This is a genomic window from Streptomyces sp. NPDC005866, from assembly GCF_040629895.1.
In the GTDB taxonomy this organism is placed as follows: Bacteria; Actinomycetota; Actinomycetes; order Streptomycetales; family Streptomycetaceae; genus Streptomyces.
The window spans coordinates 449575-470531 of sequence record NZ_JBEXWP010000002.1 but is presented as its reverse complement, the minus strand read 5'-3'; the positions used below and the strand labels follow the sequence as shown (position 1 = coordinate 470531).

The following is a 20957-nucleotide window of genomic DNA, read 5'->3' as shown; positions in this document are numbered from 1 at the left end:
CGCCCCCCGAGCGGCGGCTGCGCCGCCTTCGGGGGCGCCGGCCCGGCCCGTACGGCAAAGGGCCCCCGGGAACAGGTCCCAGGAGCCCTTTGCACGCCGTTACGGGTGCCGTAGGGCTCAGCCCTCGGTCTTCTCCTCGGCCGTGGCGTCCGTGGCCTCGGCGGCGGCCTCGGCGGCGGCCTCGGCGGCCTCCGTCTCGTCCTCGTCCTCGTCGTCCAGGTCGACGAGCTCGCCGTTGGTGTCCTTCACCGTGGCGGCCTCGACGACGACGGCCAGGGCCTTGCCGCGGGCGACCTCGCCGACCAGGAGCGGGACCTGGCCGCCCTCGACCACGGCCTGGGCGAACTGGTCGGGGGACATGCCGGAGGAGGCCGCGCGCCGCATGAGGTGCTCGGTGAGCTCCTCCTGGTTGACGTTCAGCTTCTCGACCTTGACGAGCTCGTCGAGGACGAACTGCGTCTTGATGCCCTTGATCGCGGCTTCCTTGGTCTCGGCCTCGAACTCCTCGGCCGTCTTGCCCTGGATCTCCAGGTACTTCTCCAGGTCGAGACCCATCTGGCCGAGCTGGTGGTGCTCCAGGTTGTGCTTGCGGGTGTTGATCTCGTCCTCGAGCAGCTTCTCGGGGACGGGCACCTCGACAAGCTCGAGGAGCTTCTCCAGGACGCGCTCCTGGGCCTGGGTGGCCTGGTCGTACGTCTTCATGTTGGCCAGGCGCTTGCGGCTGTCGGCCTTCAGCTCGTCCAGGGTGTCGAACTCGGAGGCGAGCTGCGCGAACTCGTCGTCCAGCTCGGGAAGTTCCCGCGCGGCGACCTGGGTGACCTTGACGGTGACCTCGGCCTCGCGGCCGGCCGCGGAGCCGCCCTTGAGCTCGGAGGTGAAGGTGGCCTCGCCACCGGCCTCCAGGCCCTTCACGGCGTCGTCGATGCCGTCGAGCAGCTCGCCGGAGCCGATGGTGTAGGAGACGCCGTTGGCGATGCCGTCCTCCAGCACCTCGCCGTCGACCTTGGCCTCCAGGTCGATGGTGACGACGTCGCCGTCCTCGGCGGCACGCTCGACCGGGGAGGTGGAGGCGAAGCGCTCGCGGAGCTGCTCCACGGACTTCTCGATGTCCTCGTCCGTCACCTCGACGGCGTCGACCTCGACCTCGATGCCGGAGTAGTCCGGGATCTCCAGGGCGGGGCGGATGTCGACCTCGGCGGTGAAGTTCAGCGTCTCGCCGTCCTTCAGCTCGGTGATGTCGACCTCGGGCTGGCCCAGCGGGTTGAGCTCGGCCTCGTTGACCGCCTCCGTGTAGAACTTCGGAAGCGCGTCGTTGACGGCCTCCTCAAGCACCGCACCGCGGCCGAACCGCTGGTCGATGACGCGGGCCGGGATCTTGCCCTTACGGAAGCCCTTCACCGTGACCTGCTGGTTGATCTTCTTGTACGCCGCGTCGAGGCTGTCCTTGAGCTCCTCGAAGGGCACCTCGACAGTGAGCCGAACCCGGGTCGGGTTCAGGGTCTCCACGGCGCTCTTCACGGTTCGGTCTCCTTGTGGCTGACTGCTTGGGTTCTGCCGGTACCAGAGGGGCCCGGCGGAGTTTCGCCGCCCGGAGGAGTTCGTAGGCCGCCGAGTGGGGGCCGGGGACACACGGGCACGCAGCTTGCATAGTAACCGCAGCCGCTCAGCGCCCCAAAAGGCGATCAAGACGGACGCCGTCAGGTGGTGGTCGGGGTGGCGGGATTTGAACCCACGGCCTTCCGCTCCCAAAGCGGACGCGCTACCAAGCTGCGCCACACCCCGTTTCGGTGCGACACGTAGGGTACATGCCCGGGCCGCCCGCGTCGGCCGCTTTGTTCACCCGCATCGGCCTCACATCCGCGCAGACCAACACATTGGCCTACGCGGCGGACGACCCGCTACGATGCCTTCTGTGCCGCGGTCACCGACCTGCGGCGCGTGTTGTGCGGGCGTAGCTCAATGGTAGAGCTTCAGTCTTCCAAACTGACTACGCGGGTTCGATTCCCGTCGCCCGCTCCGCGTGGCGAAGGCCCAGGTGAGAGATTCGATCTCGCCTGGGCCTTCGTCGCGTCCAGGGGCCGGGCCGCCCCTCGCGGGCCGTGCACGCCGACCGTGCGCTGATGCCGTACAAGACGTACGGAATGTACGTCCCTGTGATCCGTCGCGGTCCGGGCGTGCGCCGCGCGCGGTCAGAAGTTGATCGAGTTGATGGTCTGCGCTATCGAGTCGAGGAAGCGCTGGATGGACGGGGCCATCCCGGTCGACGCGAGGAAGAAGCCGAAGAGGACGGCGACGATCGCGGGGCCGGCCTTGACGCTCCCTCCTCTGATCATCACCACCAGGATGATCGCCAACAGCAGCACCACAGACAGTGAAATGGCCACAACTCATCACGCCCTCGGTCGGTTCCGCTCTCCCGGCCCGGGGGTACGACCCCGCACCCCCGCCAGAACCATCGTGCCACCAACCCGGCCGCACTATGCGGCCCGTGACACAACGTCGACAACGCACCGCCCACCAGCTACCTCCCGCACAGTAATTCGAGGGTCCACCCGGCCGTAGATCCAAGGCAATTGACGGATTTGGTTTCGGTGTCCACACAACGCGTGCGCAGCCAATTCGAATTGCTGACACAGACACCACAGGACACCGCCACACACGGACGTTATGCACCAATTAGTCAGGATGAATAGGGACATCGAGGGTGTAAGTGCCGCATGGAACCGCATGCGTACAGGAGTCGACTTCGTTGAATCGGCCGGCGGTTCACCAGCGGTCACGGCGCATATCCAGGATTCACATCGGCGGTTTTACGAAATCCCACAGGCGACGCTAGGGTGCCTCAGATGTCTGACGCCGCCACGTCCCCCGGCCAGAACCCGACACCGCCTCCCCCGGCCAGGCCGCCGACGGACAGACGGCGCGACGCGTTCTTCGACAACGCCAAGTACCTGGCGATCGTGCTCGTCGCGATGGGTCACTCATGGGAGCCGCTGAAGGGCGACAGCCGCGTCCTGGAGGCGATGTACTCCGTCGTGTACGCCTTCCACATGCCGGCGTTCATCATCATCTCCGGCTACTTCTCCCGCAATTTCGACATGCGCCCGGACCGGCTGAAGCGGCTGGTCACCGGTGTCGTCGTGCCGTACGTCCTGTTCGAGACCGGCTATTCGCTGTTCCAGCGGTACGTCGACAACTCCCCCGGCCAGGACATCAGCCTGCTCGACCCCTGGTACCTGACCTGGTTCCTGTGCGCGCTGTTCGTCTGGCGGCTGACCACGCCGATCTGGCGGGCGGTCCGCCATCCGCTGCCGGTCGCCTTCGCCGTCGCGATGCTCGCGTCCGTGTCCCCCACCATCGGTGACGACCTGGACCTCCAGCGGGTCCTGCAGTTCCTGCCGTACTTCGTGCTCGGCCTGTGCCTGGGGCCCGAGCACTTCCGGCTGGTACGCCGGTGGCCGGCGCGGATCGCCGCGGTGCCGGTGTTCGCGGTCGCGCTGGCGTTCGCCTGGTGGTCGGTGCCGCGGATGAACACCGCGTGGTTCTACCACCGGGACTCCGCGCAGGAGCTGGGTGCCCCGTGGTGGTGCGGGCCGGTGATGGTGCTCGCGATGTTCGGCTGCTCGATGCTTCTGACGGCCTGCTTCCTCTCCTGGGTACCGGGCCGGCGGATGTGGTTCACGACACTGGGCGCGGGCACGCTGTACGGCTATCTGCTGCACGGTTTCGTGGTGAAGTACGGCGACCACGCGGGCTGGTTCGACCCGAGGTGGCTGCACGCCCCGTTCGGCGAGATCCTCGTCACCGCGCTCGCCGGCGCCGGTGTCACGCTGCTGTGCTCCCGGCCGGTCCAGCGGGTGTTCCGGTTCGCCATGGAACCGAGGATGGCCTGGGCGTTCCGCCAGGACGCGGCGGAACTGGCGCGGGAGCGGGGGCGGCAGAGCCGGGAGATGGCCAACGCGTGAGTGCGCCCGCACGGGTTCCGTTCACGCGGATTCCGCTCAGGCGGGGAGACCGAGGAGGGCGCGCATCCGGGCGTACTTCTCGGTCAGCCGGGCCCGGGTGTCCTCGTCGAGCACGGCGAGACGGCCGGGGTCGGCGTTGTGCCCGAGGTCGGCCTGTTTCACGAGGAGCGCGCCCGGGGTGTCGAGGATGCGGCGGGCGTACGCCTCGGGGGGCTCCCCGGGGCGTTTGGTGACGGCGAGGACGATGGTTTTGGTGCGCGGGGGCAGGGCGGCCGTGTCCAGCCACTCCTCGGTTACGGCGTCGTCCTCCACGGAGTCGTGCAGCCAGGCGGCGGCGATCTGCTCCGGGTCACCGCCACGGGCACGGACGCCTTCGGCGACGGCGGCGAGGTGCTCGGCGTAGGGGCGGCCGGCCTTGTCGGTCTGGCCGGCGTGGGCGGCTCGGGCGAGTTCCTCGACTTCGGGGAGGGAGAGGTGGGTCCGGGTCACGGCTGGAGTATCCCTTGGCTGGGCGGGGGTGGGGACGCTCGGCTGCGTCAGCGCGCCGACTGCCGGCAGATCAGCAGCAGTGCCCGGTCGTCGTTCACGTCCTTCGCCACCGCCTCGATCAGGTGCCAGGCCGCGCCGTGGAAGCCGCCGGCCACATAGCGGTCGGCCTCTCCCGTGAGGCGGTCGATGCCCTCCACGATGTCGCGGTCCGACGTCTCCACCAGGCCGTCCGTGAAGAGCATCAGGACGTCTCCCGGGCGCAGAGAGCCCTTGACCGAGTCGAACTGCGCGCCGTCGTACACGCCCAGGAGTGGGCCCTCCGCGGCCTTCTCCTCCCAGCGGCCGCTGCCGGCGCTGAGCTGGAGGCCCGGGGGGTGGCCCGCGGAGTAGAGCTCGTAGTCGCCGGAGTCCAGGTCAAGCACCAGGTGGATCGAGGTGGCGAACCCCTCGTCCCAGTCCTGGCGGAGGAGGTAGCCGTTGGCGGCCGGGAGGAAGGCGTGCGGGGGCAGGGAACCCAGGAGGCCGCCGAACGCGCCGGACAGGAGCAGGGCGCGGGACGCCGCGTCCATGCCCTTGCCGGAGACGTCCGTGAGGACGACCTCCATCGTGCGGCCGTTGTTCGTGCGGGCCGCGACCACGAAGTCGCCGGAGAAGGACTGCCCGCCGGCCGGCCGCAGGGCCATCTCGTGGTGCCAGCCCGGCGGCAGCTTCGGCAGCTTGCTCTGCACCCGGATGCGTTCGCGCAGGTCGAACAGCATGGTGCCGCCGCGCCGCCAGGGGACGCCGACCCGGCTGCGGAACTGGGCGGTCAGGAGGCCGAAGAAGCCGCAGGCGGCGACGACGAGGACCACGCCCGGGGTGACCCGGGAGGGGCCCTCCGTGTAGGGGCCGAGGCGTACCGACTCCACGATCAGTGCCGTGGCCGCCGCCGCGTACAGGCCGAGCAGGTTCGCCGGGCGCAGCAGGAGGCCGCCCGCGATGATCGGCAGAACCAGGGACGCCGGGGAGAACCACACCGAGTTGGCGAGGGTCATGGCCGCGAGGACCGGCACGGTCAGCAGGAGTCCGGCGAGTGCGATCCAGTCGGAGCCGTCGCCGCGGAAGTAGTCCACGGCGCTTCTGCGCAGGCCGACGCGGGCCCGGTGCCACTGCATTCTCCACCGGGCCGTGAACGTCTCGGCCTTACCGCGCCGCTCTCGGTCTACTGCCATTAGTTCGGGACCCTATCCATCGGACCAGTTGCTTGGCACGGGAGGTCCCGCTTGTCCCCCGTCCGAGGCTCAACTTCGGGTGCGGATTCACAGTGAACTTCACCGGAGGCCCCAGCGTCGCCGTCCGGGAGAAATTCGCTGGCCCGTCCCGTATTGCCCCTGATAGGCATGGCATATGGCGACCGACCGTACGACCGAGACGACCGAGTTGAGGGTGTTGCGTCCCGAGGAGTTCGACGGGTGGTGGGACCACCTGACACGGGCCTTCGGTGCCGGCCCGTCAACGGCCGAGGAGCGCGATCTGGACCGCTCCCTGACGGAGTTCGACCGTTCGCTGGCCGTCTGGGACGGTGCCGAACTCGTCGGGACGGGAGGGGCGTTCAGCTTCCGGATGACCGTGCCGGGCGGTGCCGTGGTGCCCGCCGCGGGCGTCACCATGGTGAGCGTTTCCGCGACGCACCGGCGGCGCGGGGTGCTGACCTCGATGATGCGGCGCCAGCTGGACGACGTACGGGAGCGGGGCGAGCCGCTCGCCGTGCTGACCGCCTCCGAGCCGGCGATCTACGTCCGTTTCGGGTACGACGCCGCCAACTATCAGCTGGGCGCCGAGATCGACACGGGCCGGGTGACCCTGGCCGTGCCGGCCGGCACCGACGACGTACGGCTGCGGTACGCGGGGCCGGCCGACGTACTCGACGCGTGCGAGGCGGTGTACGCGGAGCTGGTGCCGCTACGGCCCGGGATGCTGGCCCGGCAGCCCGGCTGGGAGCGGGTGGGGCTGCTGGACCCGGAGAGCGAGCGGGACGGGGCGTCCGCGCTGCAGTGCGTGGTCGCCGAGCGGGACGGGCGGGTTTCGGGGTACGCCCGGTTCCGTACGAAGCTGGGCTGGGGGCCGAGCGGGCACGACGGCACGGTGACGCTGGAGGACCTGGCCGCGCTGGACGCGGCGAGTGAGGCGGCGCTGTGGCGGTTCCTGTTCGGCATCGACCTGATGTCGACGCTGACGGTACGGGGGCGGCCGGTCGACGACGCCTGGCAGTACCTGGTCTCCGACATCCGGCGCTGTCTGCCACGGGTGCGGGACAGGGGTTACGTCCGTCTCGTCGACGTCGGTACGGCGCTCGCGGCGCGGACCTATCAGGTGCCGGTGGACGTGGTGCTGGAGGTGGCCGACACCTTCTGCCCCTGGAACGCGGGGCTCTGGCGGCTGACCGGGGATGCCAAGGGCGCGTCCTGCGAGCGCACCACCGACAGGGCCGATCTCGCCCTGTCGGTACGGGAGTTGGCGGCGGCGTACCTCGGTGGGGTGTCCCTGCTGTCGCTGGCGCGCGCCGGACGGGTGCGGGAGCTGCGGCCGGGGGCGCTGGCGGAGACGTCGACGGCGTTCGGATCACCGGTACCGCCGTGGCTGCCGCACGGGTTCTAGGGCCTGTTGCGAAAGTGCCGTCGTCCGCCCGGAGGGCGGGCCCCGCGGCGTCCGGTGCGTGCTCTCGGGGTGCCGGGTGCAAGCCCTCGTACTGGACGTACTTGGGTTTGTGCCCGGTGCGGCGAGAGTGCGTGCCGGGCGTCGCGGGGCAGGCGGGACTTTCGCAACAGGCCCTAGTGCGCGCTCAGCGTTTCTGGCAGCGGGGGCACCAGAAGAGGTTGCGGGCGGCCAGGTCGGCGGTGCGGACCTCGGTGCCGCAGATGTGGCAGGGCAGGGTGGCCCGGCGGTAGACGTACACCTCGCCGCCGTGGTCGTCGACGCGCGGTGGGCGGCCCATCGCCTCCGGGGTGTGCTCGGGCCGGACGGTGTCGATCCGGTTGTTCCGGACGCCTTCGTGCATGAGCTCGACCAGATCGGCCCACACGGCGTCCCACTCGGCGGGGGTGATCTCCTTGCCCGCGCGGTAGGGATCGATGCCGTGCCGGAACAGCACCTCGGCACGGTAGACGTTGCCGACCCCCGCGATGACCTTCTGGTCCATCAGAAGCGCGGCGACGGTCGTACGGCTGCGGGAGATCTTCCGGTACGCGGCGCCCGGGTCGGCGTCGGCACGGAGCGGATCCGGCCCGAGCCGGGCGTGTAGGGCGTTCTTCTCCCCGTCGGTGATCAGGGCGCAGGTGGTGGGGCCGCGCAGGTCGACGTAGGAGGTGGCGTCGGCGAGGCGGAGCCGGACGGTGTCGGTGGCCGGGGGCGCGGGGGCGTCGCCGAAGGTGACCTTGCCGAAGAGACCGAGGTGGATATGCACCCAGTCGCTGTCGCGGAACCCGAGGAAGAGGTGCTTGCCGTGTGCTTCGGTACGGGTGAGGGGGGCGCCGTCGATCAGCTGGGCGGCGTCGGAGAACTTGCCCTGGGGGCTGCTGACACGCACGGGCCCGCCGAGCCGCCGGTAGTCCAGCGCGAGCCGGTGAATCGTGTGCCCTTCCGGCACGAGGCCAATTCCTTTCCCACCCATCCACCCGACTCGCTCAGTGGAGAGGCGAACGTCGAGGAGCAGGAGATCTTGAGACCGAGAGTGCCCCCGGTCGGACGCGCCGGGGTCAGCGCCCCGTGAGGGGCGCGGGGCTGTATCAATGTGCGGCTCCGCCGCGTGGGCGCGGCCAGCCCCCGCCGGCCCGCAGCCGTACGACGGCCACGCGGCACGCCGTCCGCCCTCCGGCCTCGCCTCTCGGCGGACCGAGTCGGGTGGGGGCAGAGGCTACGGCTGGGGGTGGTGGGGCGGGATGAGCGGGAGGTCGCCCGTCGTCTCGTACGCCGTCAGCATGCCGATGCGGCGGACGTGGCGCTCGTCACCCGAGAACGGCGTGGTCAGGAACGTCTCGACGAACTTCGTCGCCTCCTCCTGCGTGTGCATGCGCGCACCCACCGCGATGACGTTCGCGTTGTTGTGCTGCCGCCCGAGCGACGCGGTCTCCTCGCTCCAGGCGAGCGCCGCACGGACGCCCATGACCTTGTTGGCGGCGATCTGCTCACCGTTGCCGGAGCCGCCGATCACGATGCCGAGGGACTCGGGGTCCGCCGCCGTCCGCTCGGCCGCGCGGAGACAGAAGGCCGGGTAGTCGTCCTGGGCGTCGTAGATCTGGGGGCCGCAGTCGACGGGGTCGTGACCCGCCGCCTTCAGCCACTCGACGAGGTGGTTCTTGAGTTCGAAGCCCGCATGGTCGGAGCCGAGATACACGCGCATGGGACGAGTGTGACACGGCCGTAAACTCCCGGCAGTGCCGGGGCCACACCCCCCGAAAGTGTGAGCAAGACTACAGAAGCTCAGGAAAACCTCAAGTAACGATCTGGATTCAAAGGTTCAGGAATTCGCCCGCCTCCGTTTCACTGGACCAACTCGTACGCCGCTCGTACGGGACCCGCTCAACGGCGCAAAGGAATTCCCCCCATGACTTCGCAGCCGACTCCGACTGCCGCGACCCGGACCGGCGATCCCGGCAACGGTCTCCACGCAGGACTGAAGAACCGCCATCTGTCGATGATCGCCATCGGCGGTGTCATCGGCGCCGGTCTCTTCGTCGGTTCCAGTTCAGGTATCGCCACGGCAGGGCCCGGCATCCTGCTGTCGTACGCCCTCGTCGGCACGCTCGTCGTCCTCGTGATGCGGATGCTCGGCGAGATGTCCGCCGCCAATCCGACCTCCGGGTCGTTCTCCGCGCACGCGGACCGCGCACTCGGCCGCTGGGCCGGGTTCTCCATCGGCTGGCTGTACTGGTTCTTCTGGGTCGTGGTGCTGGCGGTGGAGGCCACCGCCGGTGCCAAGATCCTGGAAGGCTGGATCCCGGCCGTACCGCAGTGGGGCTGGGCGCTCATCGTGATGGTGGTGCTCACCGCCACCAACCTGGTCTCGGTCGGCTCGTACGGCGAGTTCGAGTTCTGGTTCGCCGGGATCAAGGTCGTCGCGATCGGCGCGTTCATCGTCGTCGGTCTGCTCGCCGTGTTCGGCGTGCTGCCCGGCGCGCACGCCGACAAGGCGAGCTTCGCCAACCTCACCGACCACGGCGGCTTCCTGCCCCATGGGCCCGGCGCGATCCTCACCGGTGTGCTGCTGGTCGTCTTCTCCTTCATGGGCAGCGAGATCGCCACCCTGGCCGCCGGTGAGTCCGAGAACCCGCAGCGGGCGGTCACCAAGTCGACCAACAGCATCATCTGGCGGATCGGCGTCTTCTATCTCGGCTCGATCCTCATCGTCGTCGCGCTGCTGCCGTGGAACGACCCGTCGATCAAGGAGAAGGGCTCGTACGTCGCCGCCCTCGACTCCCTCGGTATCGCGCACACCGGCGAGATCATGAACTTCATCGTGCTGACCTCGGTGCTGTCCTGTCTCAACTCCGGTCTGTACACGGCCTCCCGGATGGCGTTCTCGCTCGGGCAGCGCGGCGATGCGCCGAAGGCGTTCGCGAGGACCACCTCCCGCGGTGTGCCGATGGCCGCGATCATCGCGTCCGTCGTCTTCGGATTCGTCGCCGTCTTCTTCAACTACAAGTTCCCGGACTCCGTCTTCCTCTTCCTCGTCAACTCCTCCGGCGCGGTCGCCCTGTTCGTCTGGCTGGTCATCTGCTTCTCGCAGCTGCGCATGCGGAAGATCATCCAGGCCGAGGCGCCGGAGAAGCTCGTGGTGAAGATGTGGCTGTACCCGTATCTGACCTGGGCGACGGCCGGTCTGATCGTGTTCGTCCTGGGCTACATGCTGACCGACACGGAGGGCCAGAGCAGCGGTCGTACGACCGTGCTGCTGTCGCTGCTCGTCGCGGCCCTCGTGATCGCCGTCGCCCTGGTGAAGCAGAAGCTCACGGGCAACCGCACGGCATCGGCGGCCACCGAGGCCGCCGAGCCCGCCGACCAGGTGTCCGTCAGCTGAGCCGTCCGCCGGTCACAGCAGGGTGAAACTTTCCTTGACCTGCTCGTACGTCCTCACGGCCTGGGTTTCGATCGCCGGCTGGTACCAGGTGTTGATCTGGTACGACTTCCCGTCGGCGTCGAAGCCCAGCAGCCGTGCGTGCCGGCGGACGCCCTTGAGGGTGAAGGTGTACTCCCAGACCACCGCCGGCCAGCCGCGGAACGTCGTCTCGGCCAGCCGGATCTTGGTGTGGTCCCGGCCCTGGTGGGCGCCGCGCTCGGAGGCGCTGCAGCTGCCACCTTGGCGGGCACGGCCCGCCCCCGGACGTCGGACGGCGGGCCCTGCGCGCGGCCGACCGGGAAGATCTGTCTGCCCGTGCAGAGCGCGGACGGGCAGAAGACCTCCTGGCAGCAGGGGCCGGTGCCGTTCGGTACGACGCACCCCTCACCGAACGCCCCGGCCACCCCGCTGCCGCTCGGCACCGACAACAAGCCGGTGGGGCCGGGCGGTGACCGGTTGCCGAGGACCGGTGCGGGCGGTGACGTCCTGCCGCTCGGCGCGGCCGGGGCGGCGCTGATCGCGGCCGGGGCGGCGGGCGTGTGGTGGTCACGGCGGCGGGTGAACCGACAGACGCCCAGCCACTCGACACACCCACCCACTCATGTGAAGCGGGCCCGAGGCGCGTTCAGCGCCTCGGGCCCGCTTCAGGTGTTCCGGTCGCCCGGTGTCAGCGCCTGCCGGCCAGCTTCCACGCCGTGGGCATCGCCCCCATCGCCAGGGCCGCCTTCACCGCGTCGCCGATCAGGAACGGGGTGAGGCCGGCGGCGATCGCCGCGGACGCGGACATGCCGGCGGCGTAGGCCAGGTACGGCACGCCGATGGCGTAGATGACCGCCTCGCCGAGCACCATGGTGCCCGCCATCCGCAGCACGTTGCGGTCGGCGCCGCGCCGGGCCAGGGTGCCCACCACGGCGGAGGCGAGCATCATGCCGAGGATGTAGCCGAAGGAGACGGAGACACCGGAGGTGCCGCTCGCGAACCACGGCACGCCCGCGAGGCCGGCCAGCGCGTACAGGGCGAGGGCGGCGAGGCCGCGGCCGGCGCCGAGGCTGGTGCCGACGAGCAGGGCCGCGAAGGTCTGGCCGGTCACCGGGACCGGGGAGCCCGGGACCGGGACGGCGATCTGGGCGGCGAGGCCGGTGAGCGCGGCGCCGCCCACCACGAGGGCGGCATCGCGCACCCGGGACGCGGGCAGGAGGTCGGCGAGGACGGTGCCGGTGCGAGCGGACGCGGTGGCGGTGCTCATGGGGGACTCCGCTGGGGTGAGGGCAGGCAGGGACACCGTGACGCTATCCCGGCTCACCTGAGCCGGACACGTCAGCGGTCGACAAAGGGCGGAACGGACGCTTGGTGGGCTCCCCACAAAGGATGCGGGTTACACACGGTAGGGCGTGACGCCGATCACTGAGGCAGAGATGTTTCAGTCACGTCAACGGCGTTGAACAGGCCTGTGGAGTTCCACCAATCGAATCCTAGTGGTCTGGTGGGATTCCTGGTTTCTGGCCTACGCTTCCGGACATGGTCGCCCAGTCCCGGAACTTCACGTCGCGTCGCTATGTCGACCTGCGGCGCCAAGGGGCTGCCACCTGTCGCCGTACGGCCTGAGGCCGCGCGGCGGGAGACCGGTCCGGCGCGCCTCGAACCCCGAGACGTGTCGGCTCCGTTCCCGAGGACGGTTTCCCATGCCCCGTACCGCGGCACCCCCGCTCCCCTCTCCCCCCGGCGGCCGGCGGCGGACCAGCGCCAGCGTGGTCCTGCGGTCGGTGCTGGAGCACGGGCCGGTGGCCCGCTCCACCATCGCCCGGCTGACCGGCCTTTCCCCGGCCTCCGTCACCGACTACTGCGCCCGGTTCGCCGAACTCGGGCTGATCCGGGAGGCGGAGGCGCCCCGCCGGGCCGGCGGGGTGGGCCGGCCGCATGTTCCCGTCGACCTGGACGACTCGTGGTTCGTGGTCGGCGGGGTGCATGTGGCGGTGCCCTACACCACGGTCGCCCTGCTCGATCTGCGCGGACGGGTGCTGGCACGGCGGGAGTTGAAGCACCGGGACACCGAGCCGCGCGGTGTGCTGGAGCGGGCCGCCGCCGGGCTGGCCGCCCTGCTCGACGGGGTGCCGGGCAGCCCGCCGCTGGGCGTCGGGGTCGCCGTCGGCGGCTGGGTGGACCGGGACTCCGGGACGGTCGTCGAGCACCCTCTGCTGGGCTGGCGGGAGGTGCCGGTGCGGGAACTGCTCGGCGCGCACACCGGGCTGCCGGTCCATGTGGACGGGCACGCCCGGGCGTTGGTCAACGGTGAGCGGCTCTTCGGGCGGGCCCGGAGCAGCCGGAGCGTGCTGCACCTGTTCGTCGGGAACGTGGTCGACGCGGCCTTCGCCACCGGCGACGAGGTGCACCACGGCCCGCGCTCCCAGGCCGGCACGATCGCCCATCTCCCGGTACCGGGCGGCACCGAGCCCTGCGGCTGCGGACGCACCGGCTGTCTCCAGGTGGAGCTGAGCGAGCGGACGCTGGTGCGGCGGGCCCGGGCGGCCGGGGTCGTCGAAGGCTCCAATCCGATGGACGTGCTGGCGGCGGCCGGTGCCGGTGACCCGGTGGCCGTACGGCTGCTGGTGGAGCGGGCGCGGCTGACCGGGCGGGCGGCGGGGCTGCTCCTTGACGTGCTCAACCCGGAGAGCGTGGTGGTGACCGAGGTGGGCGTGCTGCACCGCGAGGACTGTCTCGCCGCGCTGCGGGCGGCGGTCGGACCGGAGCGGGCGGCCGTGGTCGCGCCGACCAGTTTCGGGGACCGTGTGCTGGCGGTGGCGGGCGGTTCGGTGGTGCTGGACGTGCTGTACCGGGACCCGTTGGGCACCCCGTTGAGCGCACCACCTCGGGCTATTTAATTCAGAAACTCGGAATATTGACAGCCGTCGCCTACGGCAAGGAACATCCTTCTCATGACCTGTCGCACCATTTGTTGCTGACGCGTTGACGCGCCCGGAGCGCGTATCACCGCCGCATCGCCGGCGTTTCCCCTCTGTGTAATTACTCTGCGGATTCCCTTGTACGACCCCTCTGGGCGCCGGGAATTCGCCCTGCCTTTCTGCCGCTTTTCAGCTGCTTTTCTCCCGGGAGCCCTCCCATGCCTTCTGCGTCCTCCCCCGGCCTCGACCGCCGGCTCTTCCTCACCTCGCTGCTCGGCGCCTCGGCGGCCGTGGCCGGGCTCAGTGGCTGCGCGGCTGGCAGTGCCGCCGCCGAGACGGCTGGCGCGGCCACCGCTCCGCTGGCCGCCAAGGTCCCGGCCGGAACCAGCCTGAAGATCGCCTCCTATCTGAACACCCAGCAGTTGCAGTTCAAGCTGGCGAAACTGCCCCGGCTGCCGTTCACGGTGTCGAGCTGGCTGAACATCGGGGCCGGTCCCGATGTCATCAACGCGTTCCGCGCCAAGTCGCTCGACCTCGCGAGCAACGCGGGGATTCCGCCGATCCAGGCTCAGTTCCAGGGTTTCGCGGCGAAGATCGTGGCGATCGAGATCACCCGCAGACCCAACTACCTGTTCGCCACCAGGCCCGGCAGCGACATCCGCACGGTCGCCGATTTCAAGGGCCAAAAGCTCGCCTTCTCGCAGGGACAGGCCCAAGGGGTCGTGCTGCTGCGGGCGTTGAAGAAGGCGGGGCTCGCCTACGACGACGTGCAACTGGTGCAGCTGACCAGCAACCAGTTCCTCACCGCCCTGCAGTCCGGCCAGGTGGACGTGGCCCCGCTGGGCAACACCCAGGCGCCGGCGTACCTCCAGCAGTACGGCGCGAAGGGCGCCCACACGATCGCCACCGACGTGGTCGACCTGCTCAACCTGCTGTGGGCGCCGCAGTCGGTGCTCGACGACCGGGCGAAGGCGGCCGCGATCGCCGCGTACATCCCGCAGTGGGCCAGGGGCCTGGTCTGGCAGTGGGAGAACCCGGACACCTGGAACGAGGAGTTCTACGTGAAGACCCAGAACCTGACCCTCGCACAGGCGCGGGGCATCACCGAACTCGCCAACAAGCCCCTGTTCCCACCCAGCTGGGACGAGGCGGTCAGGTGGGAGCAGGAGACCGCCGATCTGCTGGCGGAGGGCGGCTTCGTGAAGAAGACCGACGTGTCCTCGCTCTTCGACCACCGCTTCGAGGGCGTCGCCGCGAAGGCCGTAGCGGCGGAGTACCGGAAATGACCGCCACCGTCACCCTGGTTCCCGTCGCCGAGGAGAGCGGCCGGGTCCGTCCGCGCCGCCGGCTCTCCCCCGGCAGGCGGCTGCCCGCCGCCCGCCTCGCCGGTCCCCTGGTCCTGCTCGCCGCGTGGGCGGTCGCCTCCGCCGCAGGGCGGCTCGACCCGGGCGCGATCCCGGCGCCCTGGACCGTCCTGGACACCGCCGTCCATCTGTGGACCGCCGGCACGCTGCCCACCGACATCCTGACCTCCGTGGAACGGGCCGGGTACGGCTTCGCGATCGGGCTGACCGCCGGGGTGCTGCTGGCCCTGGCCGCCGGGCTCAGCCGGACCGGGGAGGCGCTGATCGACGGGACCGTGCAGATCAACCGGGCCATCCCCACCCTCGGTCTGATCCCGCTGTTCATCCTCTGGCTGGGCATCGGCGAGACCTTCAAGATCGCCATCATCGCGATCGTCGTCTACATCCCGGTCTACCTGAACACGCACGCCGCGCTGTCCGCCATCGACAGCCGGTACGTCGAACTCGCCGAGGTCCTGGAGCTGTCGAGGCTCCGGTTCATCCGGCAGATCGTGATCCCCGGCGCGCTGCCCGGATTCTTCGTGGGACTCCGGCTCGGCGTCACCGGATCCTGGCTCGGTCTGGTCGTCCTGGAGCAGATCAACGCCACCAGCGGCCTGGGCTACATGATGTTCCAGGCCCAGAACTACGGCCGCAGCGACATCATCCTCGTCGGTCTGCTGATCTACGGCGTCTTCGGCCTCGTCTCCGACACCGTGGTCCGTCGCATCGAACGGAGGGTGCTGTCATGGCGCCGCACACTGAGCAGCTGACCCGGCCCGCCGTCCAACTCCGGGGACTGAACCGGTCGTTCGGCGGCCGTACGGTCCTCGACGGCATCGACCTCGACCTGCCCGCCGGGCAGTTCACCGCCCTGCTCGGGCACAGCGGGAGCGGCAAGAGCACCCTGCTGCGGGCGGTCGCCGGACTCGACCACGGGGTCACCGGCAGCGGACAGCTCACCGCCCCCGAGCGGGTGTCGGTGGTCTTCCAGGACTCCCGGCTGCTGCCCTGGCGCCGGGTGCTGGACAACGTGGTGCTGGGGCTGGACGGCAAGGACGCGGCAGAGCGCGGCCGGTCGGCGCTCGGCGAGGTCGGTCTCGGCGGCCGGGAGCGGGCCTGGCCGGGCGAGCTGTCCGGCGGTGAGGCCCAGCGTGCCGCGCTCGCCCGCTCCCTGGTCCGCGAACCCCAACTGCTGCTGGCCGACGAGCCGTTCGGCGCTCTGGACGCCCTCACCCGTATCAAGATGCACCACCTGCTGCGCGAGCTGTGGAAGCGGCACCGCCCGTCCGTCCTGCTCGTCACCCACGACGTCGACGAGGCGATCGTCCTCGCCGATCGCGTCCTGGTCCTGGAGAACGGCCGGATCGGCCTCGACCTGACCGTCGACCGCAGCCGGCCGAACGCCCTTTACCGCAAACAGCTGCTGACCGCCCTCGGTGTCCCGGAGGACCCCGCATGACCCGCCGGCTCCACCTCAACGCCTTTCTCATGAACACCGGTCACCACGAGGCCTCCTGGCGCCTCCCGGAGAGCGACCCGCACGCGCACACCGACCTCGCGCACTACGTACGGCTGGCCAGGACCGCCGAGCGCGGCACCTTCGACTCGCTCTTCCTGGCCGACGGCCCGCACCTGTGGGGCAGCGTCGCCCAGCGCCCGGCCGGGGCCCTTGAGCCCCTCACCCTGCTCACCGCGCTGGCGACCGCCACCGAGCACATCGGCCTGATCGCCACGGCCTCCACCTCCTACAACTCCCCCTACAACCTGGCGCGCAGGTTCGCCTCCCTCGACATCGTCAGCGGCGGCCGGGCGGGCTGGAACATCGTCACCACGGCGGGGGCGGAGGCGGCCCGCAACTTCGGTCTGGACGCGGAGCCCGCGCACGCCGAGCGGTACGCCCGGGCCGCCGAGTTCCTCGACGTGGCCCTGAAACTCTGGGACAGCTGGGAGGACGACGCCATCGTCGCCGACAAGGCGGCCGGCGTCTGGGGCGACGACGCGAAGATCCACCCGCCCCGGCACCAGGGGCCGTACTTCAGTGTCGAGGGCGCCCTCAACGTGCCGCGCTCCCCGCAGGGTTACCCGCTCCTCGTGCAGGCGGGGTCCAGCGAGGACGGCAAGGCGTTCGCGGCCCGGTACGCCGAGGCGGTGTTCACCGCGCAGCAGACGATCGAGGACGCCCGCGCCTTCTGCACCGACCTCAAGGCACGCGCGGCCGCGGCCGGTCGCGACCCGGACCACATCAAGGTGCTGCCGGGCATCGTCCCGGTGATCGGCTCGACCGAGGCCGAGGCGCGGGCGAACGAGCAGCTCCTCGAGGACCACATCGTGCACCGGCACGGTGCCGACCGCCTGGAACGGCTCCTGCAACTGGCCCCCGGAACCCTGGAGCTGGACGCGCCGCTGCCGGCGGACCTGCCGTCCGAGGACGCCGTCGAGGGCGCCAGGAGCCGCTACACCCTGGTCGTCGAGCTGGCCCGCCGCGAGCGGCTCACCGTACGGCAGCTGATCGGGCGGCTCGGCGGCGGCCGCGGTCATCTGACCTTCGCCGGAACACCCGGCCAGATCGCCGACGTGATCGAGACCTGGTTCACCCAGGGCGCCGCCGACGGCTTCAACATCATGCCGCCGGTGCTGCCCTCCGGTCTGGAGGGCTTCGTCGAGCACGTCGTACCGGTCCTGCGCGCCCGCGGCCTGCTGCGCGCGGAATACGGCCCGCGCCAGACCCTGCGGGAGCGCTACGGCCTCCCCCGCCCCGCCAACCAGTACGCCGGCCCTGTGCTCGTCTGAAAGGAACCGTCATGTCCCTCCAGTTCACCAAGATCACCGCGCACATCGGCGCCCGGGTCTCCGGCGTCGACATCTCCCGGCCCCTCGGCGCGGAGACCGCCGGCGCGATCCGCGAGGCCCTCAGCACGCACAAGGCGCTCGTCTTCGACGACGTGAACCTCGACGACGACACCCAGCAGGCCTTCGTCCGTCACTTCGGCGAGGTCACCACCGCCCATCCGACGGTCTCCTCGATCGCCGGCGTCCCGAACGTCCTCCCGGTCGACAGCGAGCGCGGCCGGGCCGCCAACCACTGGCACACGGACGTGACCTTCGTCCTCAACCCGCCGCAGGCCACCACCCTGCGCTCGGTCACCGTCCCGCCGTACGGCGGCGAGACCCTGATCGCCAGCTCGGCCGCCGCCTACCGCCAGCTCCCCGAACCCCTGCGGCAGCTGGCCGACACCCTGTGGGCGGAACACACCAACGACTACGACTACGCCGTACCCGACGAGGACATCGACGAGCAGCAGGCCGCCCAGCGCGCCCAGTTCACCTCGATCAGGTACCGCACGGTCCACCCCGTCGTCCGCGTCCACCCGCTGACCGGTGAACGCGGCCTCTTCATCGGCGGCTTCGCCCAGCGGATCGCCGGTCTGTCGCCGTCCGAGTCCCGCAAGATCCTCGACCTGCTCCAGGCGTATGTCACCCGCCCGGAGAACGTGCTGCGCCACCGCTGGTCGCCGAACCAGCTGGTCGTCTTCGACAACCGGATCACCCAGCACTACGCCATCGACAACTACGACGGCCTGCCGCGCCGGCTGCACCGGGTGACCCTCGCCGGTGACGTCCCGGTGGGCGTCGAGGGCAAGGAGAGCTACTCGGTCGAGGGCGACGCCTCGCACTACACGCCGGTGGCCGCGTGACCACGGGGCGTCAGCGGCGTGTCCGGATAGTGGACGGTCTCTCCCTCCGAGCGGAGAGGCCGCCCAGACTGTGGGCGTTTTTGCCCATCTCACATTGGACGAGCCGCGCCCATGCCGCACAGCACCACCACGGTCGAGACACCGCCGGCACCTGACGGCGGTGCCGCGCTCTCCCACGGCCTCAAGCAGCGCCACCTCTCGATGATCGCCCTGGGAGGTGTCATCGGCGCGGGTCTGTTCGTGGGCTCCGGCGCGGGGATCGCCGCCGCCGGCCCGTCCGTCGTCGTCGCCTACGCCCTCTCCGGCCTTCTCGTGATGCTGGTGATGCGGATGCTGGGCGAGATGTCGGCCGCCCACCCGTCCTCGGGTTCCTTCTCGGCGCACGCCGAGCGGGCGATCGGGCCGTGGGCGGGCTTCACGGCCGGCTGGTCGTTCTGGGTGCTGCTGTGCACGGCCGTGGGCCTGGAGGGCATCGGCGCCGCGAAGATCGTGACCGGCTGGCTGCCGGGGACGCCGGAGTGGGCGTGGGTGGCCCTCTTCATGGTCGTCTTCTGCGTCACGAACCTGGCCGCGGTCCGCAACTTCGGCGAGTTCGAGTTCTGGTTCGCGGCGCTGAAGGTCGGCGCGATCAGCCTGTTCCTGGTCCTGGGCGTCCTGGCGATCGCCGGCGTGCTCCCCGGCACGGACTCCCCGGGCACCGCCAACCTCACCGACTTCCTCCCGAACGGCGGTGAGGGCCTGATCATCGGCCTGCTCGCCTCGGTCTTCGCGTACGGCGGCCTGGAGACGGTCACCATCGCGGCGGCCGAGTCGGAGAACCCGGTGCGGGGCGTGGCGAGCGCGGTCCGCACCGCCATGTGGCGTATCGCCCTCTTCTACATCGGCTCGATGGCGGTCATCGTCACCCTGGTCCCCTGGGACTCGAAGGAGGTCGTCGCCAAGGGCCCGTACGTGGCCGCCCTCGACCACCTGGGCATCCCCGGCGCCGGCCGGCTGATGAACGTGGTCGTCCTGGTCGCGCTGCTCTCCGCGATGAACGCCAACATCTACGGCTCCTCGCGCATCGCCTACTCCCTGGTGGAGCGCGGCCAGGGCCCCAGGACGCTGGCCAGGGTCTCCGGAGGCGTCCCGCGCCTCGCGGTCCTCACCTCCTGCGTCTTCGGTTTCGTCTGTGTCGTGCTCAGCTACTGGCGCCCGGACGACGTCTTCCCCTGGCTCCTCAACATGATCGGCGCGGTGATCCTGGTCGTCTGGATCTTCATCGCCGTCTCCCAGCTCCTGCTGCGCCGCCGCATGGAACGGGAGGCCCCGCAGAAGCTGGTCGTCCGTATGTGGGCGTTCCCGTATCTGACGTGGCTGGCCCTGGCCGGCATGACGGCGATCTTCGTCCTGATGGCCCGCGAGGCGGACACCCGCGTGCAGCTGTACTACACGGGCGGGATGACGGCCGTGCTCGCGGCGGCGGGGTACCTCCGGCAGCGGCGGCGCGCCGGGGGCTGATCCCCGTCCCAGGTAGTTGTCCTTGCCGCCGAGTCAGTAGTTCCGGATGCGCGCCGAATGCGGCACCGACGTGTCGATCTCCGTCATATGCCCTGGCGCTACGGCAGATGGGGATCCGGCGCACCTTGACGACGGCCGCCGAGCCGGACCCGGGCCGGAGCCCGGGGACGGCTGCGACGACCGGACTTGGACGACCGGACTTACAGGTTGCTGAAGTCGGGGCCCTTGCTGCGGCTCCGCTTGATCTCGTAGAAGCCGGGGACGGAGGCGACCGCGATGGTGCCGTCCCACAGGCGGGCCGCCTCCTCGCCCTGGGGCGCGGGGGTGACGACCGGGCCGAAGAAGGCGATCTGCTCGCCGTCCGAGCCGGGGACGGCGATGACCGGGGTGCCCACGTCCTGGCCGACCTTGTCGATGCCCTCCTTGTGGGAGGCGCGCAGCTCCGCGTCGAACTCGAAGTCCTCCTGGTCGGCGTACTCGATCAGGTCGGCGGGCAGACCGGCGTCCGCGAGGGCACCCTCGATCGCCTCGAGGGTCGGGCCCTCGCCGCCGTTGTGGATACGGGTGCCGAGCGCGGTGTACAGCGGGCCGAGTACGTCGTCGCCATGCTTCTGCCAGGCGGCGGCGACCACGCGGACCGGGGCCCAGGCCTTGGTGGAGAGCCACTCGCGGTATTCGTCGGGCAGGTCGTCCAGCTTGTTCTCGTTGAGGACGGCGAGGCTCATGAGGTGCCAGCGGACCTCGATGTCCCGGACCTTCTCCACCTCCAGCACCCATCGGGAGGTCATCCAGGCCCAGGGGCACGAGGGGTCGAACCAGAAGTCGACGGGGGTCTTGCCGGAACTCTGCACGGTCTCGGACATGGTTCTCCTCGGAATACGGTGCTTTTCCAGCGGCAACACCGGCACCGTGCACACCATTCCCGGGTGCCCGCTGTCAGGGGCGCATGGGAGGATCGGTGCTGTTCC

At 70.5% G+C, this 20957-nt stretch carries 19 protein-coding genes, 2 tRNA genes and 1 pseudogene; 12 read left to right on the top strand and 10 right to left on the bottom strand.

The features are described 5' to 3' along the window. Positions 1-117: 117 nt before the first annotated feature. Positions 118-1518 carry a trigger factor gene (gene tig, locus ABZ396_RS04620; RefSeq protein ID WP_358926839.1) on the bottom strand — a complete coding sequence of 467 codons (1401 nt, stop codon included), beginning with the start codon at positions 1516-1518 and terminating at the stop codon, positions 118-120. 187 nt (positions 1519-1705) lie between these two features. Then, positions 1706-1782: transfer RNA gene (locus tag ABZ396_RS04615), tRNA-Pro, on the bottom strand. Between the two features lie 163 nt (positions 1783-1945). Between ABZ396_RS04615 and ABZ396_RS04610 the strand changes: the two genes are divergently transcribed. Next, positions 1946-2016 (top strand) — tRNA-Gly (locus ABZ396_RS04610). 173 nt (positions 2017-2189) lie between these two features. On the opposite strand, the gene ABZ396_RS04605 is transcribed toward ABZ396_RS04610, so the two are convergent. Next, on the bottom strand, positions 2190-2384 hold the full coding sequence (locus ABZ396_RS04605; RefSeq protein WP_358926840.1) for a hypothetical protein: 195 nt from the start codon (positions 2382-2384) through the stop codon (positions 2190-2192). Positions 2385-2846: 462 nt separating this feature from the next. On the opposite strand from ABZ396_RS04605, the gene ABZ396_RS04600 reads away from it, so the two are divergent. After that, positions 2847-3965 carry an acyltransferase family protein gene (locus tag ABZ396_RS04600; RefSeq protein WP_358926841.1) on the top strand — a complete coding sequence of 373 codons (1119 nt, stop codon included), beginning with the start codon at positions 2847-2849 and terminating at the stop codon, positions 3963-3965. Positions 3966-4001: 36 nt separating this feature from the next. Here the strand turns inward: ABZ396_RS04600 and ABZ396_RS04595 are convergent, their stop codons facing one another. Both ABZ396_RS04595 and ABZ396_RS04590 read right to left on the bottom strand, forming a co-directional pair. Further along, the gene (locus tag ABZ396_RS04595) at positions 4002-4454 is read right to left on the bottom strand and encodes an HD domain-containing protein (RefSeq protein WP_358926842.1); all 453 of its coding nucleotides are present in this window, start codon (positions 4452-4454) and stop codon (positions 4002-4004) included. Positions 4455-4501: 47 nt separating this feature from the next. Further along, the gene (locus tag ABZ396_RS04590) at positions 4502-5665 is read right to left on the bottom strand and encodes a PP2C family protein-serine/threonine phosphatase (RefSeq protein WP_358926843.1); all 1164 of its coding nucleotides are present in this window, start codon (positions 5663-5665) and stop codon (positions 4502-4504) included. 175 nt (positions 5666-5840) lie between these two features. Between ABZ396_RS04590 and ABZ396_RS04585 the strand changes: the two genes are divergently transcribed. Beyond that, positions 5841-7091: a GNAT family N-acetyltransferase gene (locus ABZ396_RS04585; protein WP_358926844.1), complete on the top strand. Its 1251-nt coding sequence runs from the start codon at positions 5841-5843 to the stop codon at positions 7089-7091. 184 nt (positions 7092-7275) lie between these two features. On the opposite strand, the gene ABZ396_RS04580 is transcribed toward ABZ396_RS04585, so the two are convergent. Then, positions 7276-8079, bottom strand: a complete 804-nt coding sequence (locus tag ABZ396_RS04580; RefSeq protein WP_358927060.1) for a DNA-formamidopyrimidine glycosylase family protein — start codon at positions 8077-8079, stop codon at positions 7276-7278. A gap of 267 nt (positions 8080-8346) precedes the next feature. Next, entirely contained in the window at positions 8347-8832 is a 486-nt protein-coding gene (locus ABZ396_RS04575) for a ribose-5-phosphate isomerase (RefSeq protein ID WP_358927061.1), read from the bottom strand. A gap of 204 nt (positions 8833-9036) precedes the next feature. Here ABZ396_RS04575 and ABZ396_RS04570 point away from each other — a divergent pair, with 204 nt between their 5' ends. Then, on the top strand, positions 9037-10509 hold the full coding sequence (locus ABZ396_RS04570; RefSeq protein ID WP_358927062.1) for an amino acid permease: 1473 nt from the start codon (positions 9037-9039) through the stop codon (positions 10507-10509). A gap of 12 nt (positions 10510-10521) precedes the next feature. Here ABZ396_RS04570 and ABZ396_RS04565 read toward each other — a convergent pair whose 3' ends face one another. Beyond that, positions 10522-10929, bottom strand: coding sequence for a hypothetical protein (locus ABZ396_RS04565; protein WP_359183844.1), 408 nt, complete (start codon positions 10927-10929; stop codon positions 10522-10524). On the opposite strand from ABZ396_RS04565, the pseudogene ABZ396_RS04560 reads away from it, so the two are divergent. Next, a pseudogene (locus tag ABZ396_RS04560) lies at positions 10843-11106 on the top strand (LPXTG cell wall anchor domain-containing protein); the annotation flags it as partial. The gene ABZ396_RS04565 and the pseudogene ABZ396_RS04560 overlap by 87 nt on opposite strands. Before the next feature lie 109 nt (positions 11107-11215). On the opposite strand, the gene ABZ396_RS04555 reads toward ABZ396_RS04560, so the two are convergent. Further along, the gene (locus ABZ396_RS04555) at positions 11216-11794 is read right to left on the bottom strand and encodes a biotin transporter BioY (RefSeq protein ID WP_358920764.1); all 579 of its coding nucleotides are present in this window, start codon (positions 11792-11794) and stop codon (positions 11216-11218) included. Positions 11795-12230: 436 nt separating this feature from the next. On the opposite strand from ABZ396_RS04555, the gene ABZ396_RS04550 reads away from it, so the two are divergent. The 7 genes from ABZ396_RS04550 (at position 12231) to ABZ396_RS04520 (ending at position 19989) form a co-directional block, all read left to right on the top strand. Further along, a complete protein-coding gene (locus tag ABZ396_RS04550) occupies positions 12231-13427 on the top strand; it encodes an ROK family protein (RefSeq protein ID WP_358920765.1) in 1197 nt (398 codons plus the stop codon). A 239-nt stretch (positions 13428-13666) separates the two neighbouring features. Next, positions 13667-14734, top strand: a complete 1068-nt coding sequence (locus ABZ396_RS04545; protein WP_358920766.1) for an ABC transporter substrate-binding protein — start codon at positions 13667-13669, stop codon at positions 14732-14734. Then, positions 14731-15564, top strand: coding sequence for an ABC transporter permease (locus ABZ396_RS04540; protein ID WP_358920767.1), 834 nt, complete (start codon positions 14731-14733; stop codon positions 15562-15564). Before ABZ396_RS04545 ends, ABZ396_RS04540 begins: the two co-directional genes overlap by 4 nt. Next, the gene (locus tag ABZ396_RS04535; protein ID WP_358920768.1) at positions 15540-16253 is read left to right on the top strand and encodes an ABC transporter ATP-binding protein; all 714 of its coding nucleotides are present in this window, start codon (positions 15540-15542) and stop codon (positions 16251-16253) included. The genes ABZ396_RS04540 and ABZ396_RS04535 overlap by 25 nt, the downstream gene beginning before the upstream one ends. Beyond that, positions 16250-17584 carry an LLM class flavin-dependent oxidoreductase gene (locus ABZ396_RS04530; RefSeq protein ID WP_358920770.1) on the top strand — a complete coding sequence of 445 codons (1335 nt, stop codon included), beginning with the start codon at positions 16250-16252 and terminating at the stop codon, positions 17582-17584. The genes ABZ396_RS04535 and ABZ396_RS04530 overlap by 4 nt, the downstream gene beginning before the upstream one ends. Before the next feature lie 11 nt (positions 17585-17595). Then, positions 17596-18489, top strand: a complete 894-nt coding sequence (locus ABZ396_RS04525; RefSeq protein ID WP_358920772.1) for a TauD/TfdA family dioxygenase — start codon at positions 17596-17598, stop codon at positions 18487-18489. Positions 18490-18600: 111 nt separating this feature from the next. After that, entirely contained in the window at positions 18601-19989 is a 1389-nt protein-coding gene (locus ABZ396_RS04520; RefSeq protein ID WP_358920774.1) for an amino acid permease, read from the top strand. A gap of 200 nt (positions 19990-20189) precedes the next feature. On the opposite strand, the gene ABZ396_RS04515 is transcribed toward ABZ396_RS04520, so the two are convergent. Further along, complete coding sequence (locus tag ABZ396_RS04515; RefSeq protein WP_358920776.1) at positions 20190-20852, bottom strand: DsbA family protein; 663 nt, start codon at positions 20850-20852, stop codon at positions 20190-20192. Between the last annotated feature and the right edge of the window lie 105 nt (positions 20853-20957).